Raw genomic sequence first — 12,994 nt, forward strand, 5'->3', positions numbered from 1 at the left:
ACCGGTGACGCCGGTCACCCCTTGGTCGCGGTGACCAGTCGGATTGCGCTGATCATGGCGCCGAACTCGGGATCGTCGACAGGGGCCGGACGCCCCACGCGCGTCAGATAGTCGGCGAGTGAGGTCGGCTCGGCGGCCCATCCGCGCTCGCCGAACCACCGTTCGGCCGGGGCGTGCCGCTCGTTGTAGACCAGGGTGAAGAAGGTGCCCTCCTCGCCGGCCGCGCGCTCCTCCTCGCGCTTGTACGCGAAGACCTCGGCGGGCATCGGCACCGACTCCTCGACGGCGGCCCAGCTACGTGGGGCCGACAGCGCGTCGATCCCCGAGAACAACGCCTCCTGGGCGGTGGCGGGCAGGTACATCAGCAACCCTTCGGCGAGCCACGCCGAGGGCCGGGCCGGATCGAATCCGGCCGCGGTCAGCGCGGCGCACCAGTCGTCGCGCAGATCGACCGCCACCTCACGGCGCTGCGCCACCGGTTGCTCGCCTCGCTCGGCGAGCACCTCCCGTTTGAACTCCAGCACCCGGGGCTGGTCGAGTTCGTAGACGACGGTGCCGTCGGGCCAGGGCAGCCGGTAGGCGCGCGAGTCGAGCCCCGCCGCGAGCAGCACGACCTGCCGCACACCCGCATCCGACGCCGCGGCGAAGTAGGCGTCGAAGTACCGGGTGCGGGCGCCCTGGAAGTTGACGAACTGCTCACCGAATTCCGAGAACAGAACGTGGTCGGGTTTCGGATCGGCCCCTGCGTCGAACAGGCCGGCCCAGTCGCCACCGGCGGCGCGGCAGAAGACCTCCGCGTACGGGTCGACCGCGAGCGGGTCGGGTTTGCGTGCCTCCAGCGCCCGGGATGCCGCCACGAAGAGGGCGGTCGATCCGACGCTGGTGGTGATGTCCCAGGAATCGTTGTCGTGACGCACGATTCGGTTATACGCGTCAGATCAGCGGGCGCCCTGTGCGGATGCGGCGATCCAGATCCTTGAGCAGCACGTTGAACGGGAACTGCCGGATGAACCGCGGCAGCAGGTGGTTGACGGTGCGCAACACCCCGATGAGGCGGTCGAATCGGCGCTGCCGGTCGGCGTCCCAGGGCAGCCGCATCTCGTCGCGGAAGCGCTGCGGCAGGAAGCCGGTGGTGATCAGCAGCGCGAGTTCTTCGTTCCTGCGCTGCAACGGGCCGGGCAGTTTCAGCCCGCGCAGCCGCGACGCCGCGATCGGATAGAGGTATTCGCGCACGGTGTCGTCGATGTGCACCTTGTCGAGCGATTCCTGCCAGTACTTGTCGAACGCCGCCCTGTCGGCGGGCCACATCTCCGGCGGCACCTGCAGCGTGGTGCCCATCGTCATGCTGTCGCGGTAGTGCTCTTCGGCGGCCTGGTCGTCCATTTCCCCGACGAAGAGCCGATACACGTCCACCGCGCCCTTGTAGAGACAGGCCGCGACCCACAGCTGCAGGTCCTTGTCGAAGGCGTGGTATTTCACCGGGCTCTCGTCGGTGGAGTACACCTGCGCGTGCGCCTTGTTCACGGCCCGGCGGAACGCCGCCTTCTGCGCGTCGCTCCCCCGGGTCGCGACGGCCAGATAGGTGAAGGTGGTGCGGGCGCGTTTGACCGGGTGCAGGTCGACGCGGCCGCTTTCGACGCGGCTCTCCAGCACGCCGTAACCGACGCCCGGACGGGCCAACTGCATGATCACGTTCGCCGGGCCGGCCAGCAGCGCGACCCCCATCAGCCCGTCCTCCATGCTGGCGGCGCGCCGGGCCAGCGCAGGGGGTGGGGTCAGCTTGTCGGGGTGCGCGGGCGCGCTGACCGGACGCTCGACGTGCGGAAGCGGTTCGCTGACCGTCACTGGCCACCCCTAAATGTGAGAACGAATGTTTCCTGATTTTCCCCCGCCGCATCGACGGGTGTCAAGATGGGTGCATGGGACAGGTGCGGCCCTACCGCGGCGTCGAGGCTCCGGAACGCCTCGCGCAGCGCAGGCAGCGCTTCCTCGAAGCCGGCCTCGACCTGCTCGGTTCGGCCGAACAGGATCTGGCCGAGCTGACGGTCCGGGCCATCTGCCGCCGAGCCGGCGTCACCGTCCGGTACTTCTACGAATGCTTCACCGACAAGGACGACTTCGTCGCGGCGGTCTTCGACTGGGTGATCAACGGCATCGCCACCACGACACAGGCCGCCGCGGCCGCCGCGCCGCCACGGGCCCAGAGCCGCGCGGTGATGACCGACATCATCCGGACCGTCTCCGAGGATCCCCGCATCGGCCGGCTGCTGTTCAGCTCACAACTGTCGAACACCGTCGTGGTGCGCAAACGCGCCGAATCGGGCGCCCTGTTCGCGATGCTGTCCGGCCGGCACGCCAGCGCAGCGCTGCGCCAGTCCGAGAACGACCGCATCAAGGCCGCAGCGCATTTCGTCGTCGGCGGTGTCGGGCAGACCATCAGCGCCTGGCTGGCAGGCAGCTTCGCGCTCGACCCCGATGGGCTCGTCGACCAGCTGACCGCGATGGTCGACCAGCTCGCCGATCCCCGGTTGTACTGACTCGCACCGTATGTAATGTGGCTCCCAACCAAGCGGTTAATAGGGAAGGCAACGAAGCTATGCCCATCGCAATCACCGAAGAGCACAACGATCTCGCCGACTCGGTGCGATCCCTGGTGGCGCGGGTGGCGCCGTCCGAAGTGCTCCACGATGCGCTCGAGAACCCGATTCCCAACCCGCCCCCGTTCTGGCGGGCGGCAGCGGAACAGGGACTGCAGGGGGTGCACCTTCCCGAATCCGTGGGCGGGCAGGGCTTCGGCATCCTCGAGCTCGCGATCGTGCTCGCCGAATTCGGTTACGGCGCAGTGCCCGGCCCGTTCGTACCGTCGGCGATCGCCGGTGCGCTGATCGCCGCGCACGATCCCGACGCCAAGGTCCTCAGCGGGCTCGCCTCGGGTGACGTCATCGCCGCCTACGCGATCGACTCGGGCCTGACCGCCACCCGGCACGGCGACGGGCTGGTCATCCGCGGTGAGGTGCGGGCCGTTCCCGCCGCCGCGCAGGCCTCCGTGCTGGTTCTCCCGGTCGCCATCGACTCGAGTGACGAATGGGTGGTCCTCGACGCCGGCCAACTGGAGATCGAACCGGTCGCGAGCATCGACCCCCTCCGTCCGGTGGCCCACGTCCGCGCCAACGCCGTCGACGTCGCCGACGACCGGGTGCTGAGCAACCTCACGCCCGCGCTGGCTCGGGCGCTCATCGTCACGCTGCTGTCCGCCGAGGCGATCGGGGTGGCCCGGTGGGCGACCGACACCGCATCCGGCTACGCCAAGATCCGCGAACAATTCGGCAGGCCGATCGGACAGTTCCAGGCCATCAAGCACAAATGCGCCGACATGATCGCCCAGACCGAGCGGGCCACCGCCGCGGTGTGGGATGCCGCCCGCGCCCTCGACGAGGTTCGCGAGAACGTCACGGACGAGCCGCATTTCGAGTTCGCCGCCGCGGTCGCGGCCACGCTGGCGCCGACCGCCGCCCAGCACTGCGTCCAGGAGTGCATCCAGGTGCACGGCGGCATCGGGTTCACCTGGGAACACGACACCAACGTCTACTACCGCCGCGCGCTGGTGCTCGCCGCCGCGTTCGGACGCCGCGCCGACTACCCGCAGCACATCGTCGACACCGCGACGACCACCGGGATGCGTCCGATCAACATCGACCTCGACCCCGACACCGAGAAGCTTCGTGAGGAGATCCGCGCCGAGGTCGCCGCGCTCAAGGCGCTGCCGCGCGAGGAGCGCACCGTCGCGATCGCCGAGGGCGGCTGGGTGGTGCCGCACCTGCCCACCCCGTGGGGTCGCGGCGCCGGTCCGGTCGAGCAGATCCTCATCGCCCAGGAGTTCGCCGCCGGCCGGGTCAAGCGCCCCCAGATGGGGATCGCCGCGTGGCTGATCCCGTCGATCGTGGCGTTCGGCACCGACGAGCAGAAGCAGCGCTTCCTGCCGCCGACGTTCCGTGGCGAGATGATCTGGTGCCAGCTGTTCTCCGAGCCGGGCGCCGGATCCGATCTGGCGAGCCTGACCACGAAGGCCACCAAGGTCGACGGCGGCTGGCGCGTCACCGGCCAGAAGATCTGGACCACCGGCGCGCAGTACTCCCAGTGGGGGGCGCTGCTGGCGAGAACGGATCCGAATGCCCCGAAACACAACGGCATCACCTACTTCCTGCTCGACATGAACAGTGAAGGCGTCGAGGTCAAACCGCTGCGCGAACTGACCGGCAACGCGATGTTCAACACGGTCTTCATCGACGACGTGTTCATCCCGGACGAACTGGTGGTCGGTGAGGTCAACCGCGGCTGGGAGGTCAGCCGCAACACGTTGACCAACGAGCGGGTCTCGATCGGCAGCAGCGAGCCGCCGTTCCTGGCCACGCTCGACGGTTTCGTCGAGTTCATCCGCGACGGGCACTTCGACCAGATCGGCCAGAACAAGGCCGGTCAGCTGATCGCCGAAGGGCACGCCGCCAAACTGCTCAACCTGCGCTCGACGCTGCTCACCCTGGCCGGCGGCGACGCGATGCCGTCGGCCGCGATCTCCAAGTTGCTGTCGATGAAAACCGGTCAGGGGTACGCGGAGTTCGCGGTGTCGTCGTTCGGCACCGACGGCGTGCTCGCCGAACCGGAGTCACTGGAGTTCAAGTGGGTGGAGTACCTGCTGGGCAGCCGGGCGACGACCATCTACGGCGGCACCTCGGAGGTGCAGCTCAACATCATCGCCGAGCGCCTGCTCGGGTTGCCGCGCGATCCGTAATCCGCTGGGGGGTTTGGCGGGTCGACGGGGCGGGAACAACAGGCGATCAGCGTCCGTTGAGTGCTGTGCAGTTCCCCGCGACGACTTAAGAGGCAGCCATCATGACCGTTGACTACGACGCCCCCCGCCGTAAGCAAGAAGACCTGGAATCGGACTCGCTCGACGAGCTGCCGGTGGGTCGCGCCGACGCCCGCACGGCGGTTCTCGACGACGACGCCGAGGAAGTGGACACCGTCGACCTCCCCGGCGCCGACCTGTCCGGTGAAGAGCTCACGGTGCGGGTCATCCCCAAGCAGGCCGACGAGTTCACCTGCAGCAGCTGTTTCCTCGTGTTCCATCGCAGCCGGTTGGCCCGCGACTCGAACGGGACGATGATCTGCGCCGACTGCGCCTGACGTGACTGGGGCGGCGCCCGCCGCCCCATTACGATCACGGCGTGACCAGTGGCGGGCAGCGGGGGTCCGCCACGGTGCGCAGGGTCATGTGGCGCACCGTTCCCATCTTGATGGCGCTGTACTTCGTCAACTACCTGGACCGCACCAATCTCGGCATCGCGAGAGCCGACATCAGCGCCCACCTGCAACTGTCGGCCACGATGTTCGGGTTCGCATCGGGCATCTTCTTCATCGGCTACGTCCTCGTCGAGGTGCCGTCGAATCTCGCGCTGCACCGCTTCGGCGCCCGGCGGTGGCTGGCGCGTATCGCAGTGTCCTGGGGTCTGGTCGTCGTCGCGATCGGCTTCGCGCCGAACGCCCCGACACTGCTGGCGCTGCGTTTCCTGCTCGGCGTGGCCGAAGCCGGACTGTTCCCCGGGGTGATCCTCTACCTCAGCCGCTGGTTCCCGACGGCGTACCGGGCGCGGGTCGTCGCGATGTTCATGCTGGCCAGCCCGATCGCCGCGGCGGTCGGGACACCGGTCGGCGCCTGGCTCATCGACGTCGGTGACGGCCTGTTCGGGTTGGCCGGCTGGCAGTTCATGATGATCTGTTCGGGCCTTCCGGCGATCGCGCTCGGCGTGGTGTGCTGGATCGCCCTGACGGACCGGCCCGCCGACGCGAACTGGCTACCCGACGACGAAAAACGTTGGCTCATAGGCGTTCTCGCGGCAGAAGAGCATGCCGTGAGCAGCCGGTTCGACTTCCCGCTGCGCCGAGCGCTCAGAAGCCCGCGGGTGTGGGCGCTCGCGGTGGTGTACTTCGGCGTCGCGTACGGGCTCTACGCGCTGGCGTTCTTCCTGCCGTCGATCATCGCCGGGTTCCGTGAGGATTTCGGGCTGACGCTGTCCATCGAGCAGGTCGGGCTGATCACGGCGATCCCGTACGCGTTCGCGGCGGTGGCGATGTACCTGTGGTCGCGACGCGCGGACCGCACCGGCGCACACACCCGCCACGTCGCGGTCCCGATGCTACTGGGCGGGTTGGCGATCCCCGTGGCCCTGTACCTGGACAGCCCGGTGCTGGTGATGATCCCGGTGACGCTGGCCGCCATGGGGGTGTTCAGCGCGATCCCGAGCTTCTGGGCGCTGCCGTCGCGGTTCCTGACCGGCGCCGCGGCCGCGGGCGGCATCGGGCTGATCAACTCGGTCGGCAACCTCGGCGGGTTCGCCGCCCCGTACGTCACGGGTGCGCTCGACGACGCGCTGGGTTCGGCACGGGCGGGGATGTGGGCGGTCGGGTTGATGATGGTGATCTCGGCGGGCGTCGTATTCACACTGTCGAACGACCGGCTCAGCCCGTCGACGCCCGCAACTCCGCCAGCGCGGCGCTGAGGCCGTCGAGAGTCGCACCGTCGGGTAGGTCGACGCGGTCCAGCCACGGGATGTCCGGCGTGCCCGTCACGCGGCCGCCGAGGATTCCGCCCGCGATCGCCGCGGCGGTGTCGGTGTCGCCGCCGAGGGACACCGCGTAGCGCAGCGCGTCGGCGACAGAAAGGTGCCCCACGTCGGCGTGCCGGACCACGTCCACCACCGCGGCCACCGCGCCGACGGCCTCCAGCGACACCCCGTTGCGGCCCGGCCGCCACCGGCCGTCGACCGCGCCGCGCACGGGTCTCAGCTCGATGCCGAACTGCGTTTCGGCCCAATCGATTTCGGTCGAGGCCGCATCCAGAGGAGAGGCTCCGTCCACCGCCGCGGACGCCATCGCCGACGCGATGCACGCGGCCGCGACGGCGGATGCGGCACCGTGTGTCGTCCGCGACAGGCCTGTCGTGACCGTGCGGCGCAGACCGTCGTCGGCGACCGCCCACCCGATCGGCAGCGCGCGCATGGCCGCCCCGTTCGTGTCGCCGGTCTCGGCGTGCAGCGCGCCGCGGGTCCAGAACCGGTCGATCGCCGCACGGGTGCTGGGCCCGATCCCGCGGATGTGCGGCGCGGCGGCGGCGAGCCTGGTCAGGAAGTCGGCCTCGTCGACCACCGCACCGTGATCGCGGAGGTATTCGGCGACCAGCAGGGTCAGCGCCGTGTCATCGGAGGTGGCGCCGGGCGGCCAGTCCCCGCGGCGAGGGAGTTCGTCGATGCCGGGGCGGTCGATCTCCGCGGCCACGCAGCCTTCCCATGGCACGCCTGCCGCGTCCCCCGCCGCGTAGGCCAGCAGGCCCGCCCGGATCCTCGACCGTATCGATGCACCACCCACCTCGCCTCCCTTCGTCGTCGCGGCCGTTTCCCCCGAGTGTGCCCCGGGAAACCGGACCTCATGACCAACGATGTGGAGAAGCGCTGGCACGATCCGCAGGCCTTCCACTCGGCCGTCACCTACGTCGTCGCCGTGATCGCGGTGGCAGGGGTGTGCTTCGCGTTCTACGCGATCCCCGACGACCATTCCCTCATCGCAGCGATCCTCGTCCCCGTCGTGCTGTTCGCCGGCGGCGTCGGCGCCTTCATCCAGACCTACCGCGTCTGGAAATTCCGTGGCACCTGGCCGATCTGGCACGGCGCAGGCTGGTTCCTGTTCATGTTGTTCCTGCTGTGCCTGTCGGTGCCGGGGTCCGCGCTCACCGATTAGCGGCTATTCCGCCTTGGTGTCACCGCCCGAGCCGTCGGCGCCGTCGGAGTCACCGGAGCCGTCGGAGCCGTCGGCGCCGTCGGAGTCACCGGCGTCACCGCCCGAGCCGTCCACGTCCATCTCGCGCAGTTCGCGTTTGAGGATCTTGCCGGTCGGGTTGCGCGGCAACTCGTCGAGGAAGATGACCTCACGGGGCACCTTGTAGCGCGCCAGGTGTTCCTTGACGTAACCCTTGATGGCGTCCTCGTCGACGGATGCGCCCTCGGCCTTGACGACGAACGCCCGTAACCGGTGCCCCCACTCCTTGTCCTCGACTCCGAGCGCGGTGGCCTCGACCACGTCGGGATGGCCGCTGATGAGGTCCTCCACCTCGGCCGGGAACACGTTCTCTCCGCCGGACACGATCATCTCGTCGTCGCGGCCGGACACGTAGAGCAGTCCGTCCTCGTCGAAGTATCCGACGTCGCCCGAGGACATCAGCCCGTCGATGATCTGCTTGTGGCCGCCGCCGGTGTAGCCCTCGAAGGGGAAGGTGGTGCCGACGAAGATCCGGCCCACCTCACCGCGCGGCACCTCTTTGCCGTTCTCGTCGAAGAGTTTGACCCGCACCCCCTTGACGACCGGCCCGACCGTCGCCGGGTTCTTCTGCAGATCCTCCGGACGGGCGATGGTCGCGAACGCGATCTCGGTCGAGCCGTACAGGTTGTAGATGACCGGGCCGATGTCCTTCATCGCCCTGGTCGCCAACTCGGCGCCCAACTGCGAACCCGAGACGAACACGATCCGCAGCGACGAGAGATCCGGTTTGGTGTCCGTCTTCTCGATGTGGTCGAGCAGCCGCGACAGCATCACCGGCACCACGACCATGGCGGTCGCCCTGTACTTCTCGACGTCGGCGAGCACGGTGGCCGGTTTGAACCGGCGCCGCAGCACCAGCGTCGACCCGAGCATCATGCCGATGGTGGCGTGCAGGTAACCCAGCGCGTGGAACATCGGCGCGGGTAGCAGCGTCACCTCACCGGATTTGAACGGTACGTGCGACAGGATGCCCCCGATGGGCGCCAACGACAGCGGCGGTTTGCGGTTGGCGCCCTTGGGCGTGCCGGTGGTGCCGCTGGTGAGGATGATGACCGACGAGTGTTTGGTCACCTTCGGTGCGGGGGTCTTGTCGCCCCCGGCGACGATGTCGGCGAGGGTCTGCGCGTCACTCTCCGAGGGCTCGGAGTTGTCGGGGTTGGTGCCCAGTGCGCGCAGATACCCGAGTTCGGGCTTCGCCTGGGACACCGCCTTGGAGTACTCGTCGTCGTGGATGATCAGCTTGGCGCCCTCGCGTTCGGACACCTCCTTGATCTGCGGTCCGGAGAACTCGCTGTTGAGCAGGATGATGCGGGCGCCGGTGCGGGCGGCGCCGTAGACGGCCACCAGGAACCAGCGGTGGTTTCGCGCCAGGACCGCCACCCCGTCGCCGCCCTTGATCCCCTTGGCCAGCAGGGCGTGCGCGACGGCGTGCGCCGCTTCGTCGAGTTCGGCGTAGGTCATCTCGCCCTCGTCGTCGATCACCGCGTTACGGTCCGGGGTGCGACGGGCGTTGAGCGCCGGAATCATCCCGAACTCACCCCACCGACGCATGTCGGCCACGAACGCAGCCATGTTCTGCGGCGGCTCCAGCTGTAATGCGCCCGCCTCGAACATCTTTCGGGCGTAGTGCAATTCAGCGGAGCCACGGTCGAGATACAGCTTGGCCTTCGCGGCAACCTGCGACGGAAGTTCGGTGAGCTTCGGCATGTCACCACAATATGTGACCCATGTCGCAGCGGAGGCGGGTATCGGACAGTCCCTACCATGGCTGACATGGCCGGATCCCGGGCTCAGGGCCTGACGCTGGACATCGCCGGTCGCACGCTGACCGTCACCCACCCCGACAAGGTCGTCTTCGAGACGCATCAGGGCAGGCCGCCGATCAGCAAACTGGACCTGATCGAGTACTACCTCGCCGTGGCCGACGGCGCCCTGCGCGGCGTCGCGGACCGGCCGATGATCCTCAAACGCTTCGTCAAGGGCATCACCGAGGAGGCGGTGTTCCAAAAGCGCGCGCCGGCCAAGCGCCCCGACTACGTCGACGTCGCGGAACTGAAGTACGCATCGGGCACCTCGGCGAAGGAGGCGGTGATCCACGACGCCGCGGGGCTGGGGTGGGCGGTCAACATCGGATGCGTCGACCTCAACCCCCATCCGACGCGTTCGGGCGATCTCGCCCATCCCGACGAACTGCGGGTCGACCTCGACCCGATGCCCGGTGTCGACTGGCAGCAGATAGTCGCCGTCGCGATGGTGGCCCGAGAAGTGCTCGAGGACCACGGCCTGACCGCCTGGCCGAAGACCTCGGGTTCGCGCGGCTTCCACATCTATGCCCGCATCGAACCGCGCTGGCCGTTCAAATTCGTCCGGCTGGCCGCCCAGACGATCGCGCGCGAGGTGGAGCGGCGCGCGCCGGACCTCGCGACCAGCCGGTGGTGGAAGGAGGAACGCGAAGGGGTGTTCGTGGACTTCAACCAGAACGCCTTCGACCGCACCGTCGCGTCGGCGTACTCGGTGCGCGCCACCCCGGACGCCCGGGTGTCCACCCCGCTGCGCTGGGACGAGGTGCCGGGCTGCCGACCCGAGGCGTTCACCGTCGCGACCGTGCCCGCCCGCTACGCCGAGATCGGCGATCCGTGGGAGTCGATGGACGACCATCCCGGCCGGCTGGACGCGCTGCTCGATCTCGCCGACCGACTGGGGCCGGCCGAGAAGGCGCCCCGCGGCGCCAAACGGCAGGGCGGGGCCACAGGACGCAGGCAGTCGGTGATGCCGCTCATCGAGATCGCCCGCACCAAGACCAAGGACGAGGCACTGGCCGCACTCGACACCTGGCGTCAGCGCCACCCGGCCGCGGCGGAACGGCTGCAACCGCCCGACGTCCTCGTCGACGGGATGCGCGGTCCCAGTTCCATCTGGTACCGGATCCGGATCAACCTCCGGCACGTCCCGGAGGAGCAGCGTCCGCCGCAGGAACCGCTGCTGGCCGATTACAGTCCGTGGGAGAACTACACCGGACCCCAGTGGGCCTCCCAGTCGCGGCACGGCCCGGATACCGACCGGTAACAATCGCATCACGAGTCCCGCGAATAGCAACTCTTACCAAAGGTTTAGCGGTAGCTACCCGGCGGCCTTAAATTCCCCGCATAACTTCGGAGTCACGTTGAGGTGGCAAAACAACGAAGCCATTCCAGCGAAACGCCGACGGGAGACCGCTCATGACACTCACGAGCACATCCACTGGTTCGCACAGCGCCTTCCACTACGGCAACCCGTCGTTCGACTGCGACCGGGTCCGGATGCGGGCCCGCTGCCGTCAACTCGCAACGGTCGTCACGGTCACGGGCGACATCGACGCCGACAACCTGTCGTGCGTCGCGGATTACGCGAGGCGGTTCGTCCTCGCGGAGAAGCCGTTCATCCTCGATCTCAGTGGTGTGAGTACCTTTGCCGCAGAAGGCCTCTCACTGTTCTACGAAATCGACGCCCGTTGCGCCGAAGCCGACGTCGAATGGTCGGTGATCGGCAGCCAACCCGTTCTGCAGGTGCTGCGCGCCTCCGGCACTCTCGACGACATGCCGGTGACCGCCTCGGTTCCGGAAGCCTTGCATCACTTCAGCGAAGGCATCCTGGCCCGGCGCCGCCTGCTGCCCCTCTTGACCAAGACAGCCTGACACGGAAAGGCACATCCCATGCTCATCGACGTTCGCTGGCTGACATTCCTGCTCAAGCGCCGCCACCACGTGCATCACGTGCAGTCCGCCGCCTGACCTCTCACCGATCCGAAGCCGGCGGTTTCCGCCAGCGCCACTGTCCCGGCGTCCATTCACGGGCGTCGGGCAGTGCTTCTTCTACCGCAGCGACCACACCCGGCCACCATTCCGGGTGGTAGTCGTCCCCCGACAGCCAGCCGCCGGGGCCCACCTTGGGCGCCCAGGCCGCGATGTCGGCGCGCACGCTCTCGTAATCGTGTCTGGCATCGATGTGCACCCAGGCCAGGGATTCGTCGTCGAACATCCGGGCCGCCGACACCGAGTCGGTGATCAGGAGCGCGACAGTGTCGGCGAATCCACAGGCGATGACGTTGCGGTGCAGCAGTCCCGCGAACGTGCCGCCGCCGAACTCGACGGCGGGACCGTGGGCGTTGATCTCGCGGGCACCCTCCGGACCGCTCCCCCGGCACGTGTCCACCCCGATGATGCCGATCTCGCGGCCTGACTGCCGCACGACCTCGGCGAGCGAGCAGAGGCTGCGGCCGAGATAGCTGCCCACCTCGACGAAACGGGGGGCGACAAAACGTGGGGCGGAGAACCGGTCGCCGTCGCCGAAGTGGGCGACGGCTTCCTCCTGGGCCTGCCGCCAGCCGAACCAGCCCGGGATGTCCTCCCACCGTCGGACCGGTGCGTCGAAGGAGTGTGGCGCCATGGTCAGACCGGCCAGGCCTCGCGGCGGTGCGCCGCATCGAAGAACATCCACTCATACCGTGCCGTCGTCACATAGTGGGCGCGAGCGGCCGCTTCCTCCGCCGGCTTCAGCGTCGGGCCGACGCGGTCGGTGAGCTCGAGCACCTCTTTGACGGTGGCGGCGAACTCGTCGCCCCCGTAGCTGTCGATCCACCGTTGGTAGCGGCTGTCGGGCGATCCCCGTCCGATCAACTCCTCGCCCACCCGCGCGTAGATCCAGTAGCACGGCAGGATCGCCGCCAGGCCGTCGACGAAGCTGCCGCCGTAGACCGTCGCGAGCAGATAGCTGGTGTAGGCGCGGGTGGTGGGGGCCACCGGTACGCGGTCCAGCTCGGCCGGGTCCAGCCCGATCTCGGGTAACAGCGTCTCGTGCAGCGACAGCTCCACCTCGACGATCTCGGCCGAGTGGCGGGCGAACATCGCGGTGCCGGCCAGCGTCGGCGCCTTGGCGCCGACCACCGCGAGCGCCCGCGCGTAGTCGCGCAGGTAGTGGACGTCCTGGGCGACGTAGTGCGCGAAGACCTCGGGGTCCAGGGTGCCGTCGGTGAGCCCGGAGATGAACGGGTGGGCCATGATCGCCGAGAAGATCGGCTCGGTCTCGTGCCACAGCCGCTGCGACCAGGTGTTCGTCGTCGATTCGTCAGGCGTCTCCATCGCGGCCA

Annotated in this window: 13 protein-coding genes; 7 read left to right on the forward strand and 6 right to left on the reverse strand. The window is 68.7% G+C overall.

From position 1 onward, the window contains the following. Positions 1-14: 14 nt before the first annotated feature. Together G6N49_RS21540 and G6N49_RS21545 are read right to left on the reverse strand one after the other, a co-directional pair. On the reverse strand, positions 15-917 hold the full coding sequence (locus tag G6N49_RS21540; protein WP_011557796.1) for a class I SAM-dependent methyltransferase: 903 nt from the start codon (positions 915-917) through the stop codon (positions 15-17). Between the two features lie 16 nt (positions 918-933). Next, complete coding sequence (locus G6N49_RS21545; RefSeq protein WP_225891837.1) at positions 934-1,779, reverse strand: oxygenase MpaB family protein; 846 nt, start codon at positions 1,777-1,779, stop codon at positions 934-936. A gap of 140 nt (positions 1,780-1,919) precedes the next feature. Between G6N49_RS21545 and G6N49_RS21550 the strand changes: the two genes are divergently transcribed. The 4 genes from G6N49_RS21550 (at position 1,920) to G6N49_RS21565 (ending at position 6,557) form a co-directional block, all read left to right on the forward strand. Further along, entirely contained in the window at positions 1,920-2,537 is a 618-nt protein-coding gene (locus tag G6N49_RS21550) for a TetR/AcrR family transcriptional regulator (RefSeq protein ID WP_011557794.1), read from the forward strand. A 59-nt stretch (positions 2,538-2,596) separates the two neighbouring features. After that, entirely contained in the window at positions 2,597-4,789 is a 2,193-nt protein-coding gene (locus G6N49_RS21555; protein ID WP_083045477.1) for an acyl-CoA dehydrogenase family protein, read from the forward strand. A 101-nt stretch (positions 4,790-4,890) separates the two neighbouring features. After that, on the forward strand, positions 4,891-5,184 hold the full coding sequence (locus G6N49_RS21560; RefSeq protein ID WP_011557792.1) for a DUF4193 domain-containing protein: 294 nt from the start codon (positions 4,891-4,893) through the stop codon (positions 5,182-5,184). 86 nt (positions 5,185-5,270) lie between these two features. Beyond that, positions 5,271-6,557 carry an MFS transporter gene (locus G6N49_RS21565; RefSeq protein ID WP_011557791.1) on the forward strand — a complete coding sequence of 429 codons (1,287 nt, stop codon included), beginning with the start codon at positions 5,271-5,273 and terminating at the stop codon, positions 6,555-6,557. Here the strand turns inward: G6N49_RS21565 and G6N49_RS21570 are convergent. After that, the gene (locus G6N49_RS21570; protein WP_083045478.1) at positions 6,517-7,422 is read right to left on the reverse strand and encodes an ADP-ribosylglycohydrolase family protein; all 906 of its coding nucleotides are present in this window, start codon (positions 7,420-7,422) and stop codon (positions 6,517-6,519) included. The two genes, G6N49_RS21565 and G6N49_RS21570, sit on opposite strands and share 41 nt — an antisense overlap. A 60-nt stretch (positions 7,423-7,482) precedes the next feature. On the opposite strand from G6N49_RS21570, the gene G6N49_RS21575 reads away from it, so the two are divergent. Continuing rightward, entirely contained in the window at positions 7,483-7,791 is a 309-nt protein-coding gene (locus G6N49_RS21575) for a hypothetical protein (protein WP_011557789.1), read from the forward strand. A 3-nt stretch (positions 7,792-7,794) separates the two neighbouring features. Here the strand turns inward: G6N49_RS21575 and fadD2 are convergent, their stop codons facing one another. Continuing rightward, complete coding sequence (gene fadD2, locus G6N49_RS21580) at positions 7,795-9,576, reverse strand: long-chain-fatty-acid--CoA ligase FadD2 (RefSeq protein WP_083045479.1); 1,782 nt, start codon at positions 9,574-9,576, stop codon at positions 7,795-7,797. 57 nt (positions 9,577-9,633) lie between these two features. On the opposite strand from fadD2, the gene G6N49_RS21585 reads away from it, so the two are divergent. Next, positions 9,634-10,935, forward strand: a complete 1,302-nt coding sequence (locus G6N49_RS21585) for a DNA polymerase domain-containing protein (protein WP_083045480.1) — start codon at positions 9,634-9,636, stop codon at positions 10,933-10,935. A 152-nt stretch (positions 10,936-11,087) separates the two neighbouring features. Further along, complete coding sequence (locus G6N49_RS21590; RefSeq protein WP_011557786.1) at positions 11,088-11,543, forward strand: STAS domain-containing protein; 456 nt, start codon at positions 11,088-11,090, stop codon at positions 11,541-11,543. A gap of 100 nt (positions 11,544-11,643) precedes the next feature. Here the strand turns inward: G6N49_RS21590 and G6N49_RS21595 are convergent, their stop codons facing one another. Both G6N49_RS21595 and tenA read right to left on the reverse strand, forming a co-directional pair. Continuing rightward, complete coding sequence (locus tag G6N49_RS21595; protein WP_083045481.1) at positions 11,644-12,294, reverse strand: class I SAM-dependent methyltransferase; 651 nt, start codon at positions 12,292-12,294, stop codon at positions 11,644-11,646. 2 nt (positions 12,295-12,296) lie between these two features. Then, entirely contained in the window at positions 12,297-12,986 is a 690-nt protein-coding gene (tenA, locus tag G6N49_RS21600; RefSeq protein ID WP_083045482.1) for a thiaminase II, read from the reverse strand. Positions 12,987-12,994 lie beyond the last annotated feature (8 nt).

Source organism: Mycolicibacterium monacense, from assembly GCF_010731575.1.
Taxonomy (GTDB): Bacteria; Actinomycetota; Actinomycetes; order Mycobacteriales; family Mycobacteriaceae; genus Mycobacterium; species Mycobacterium monacense.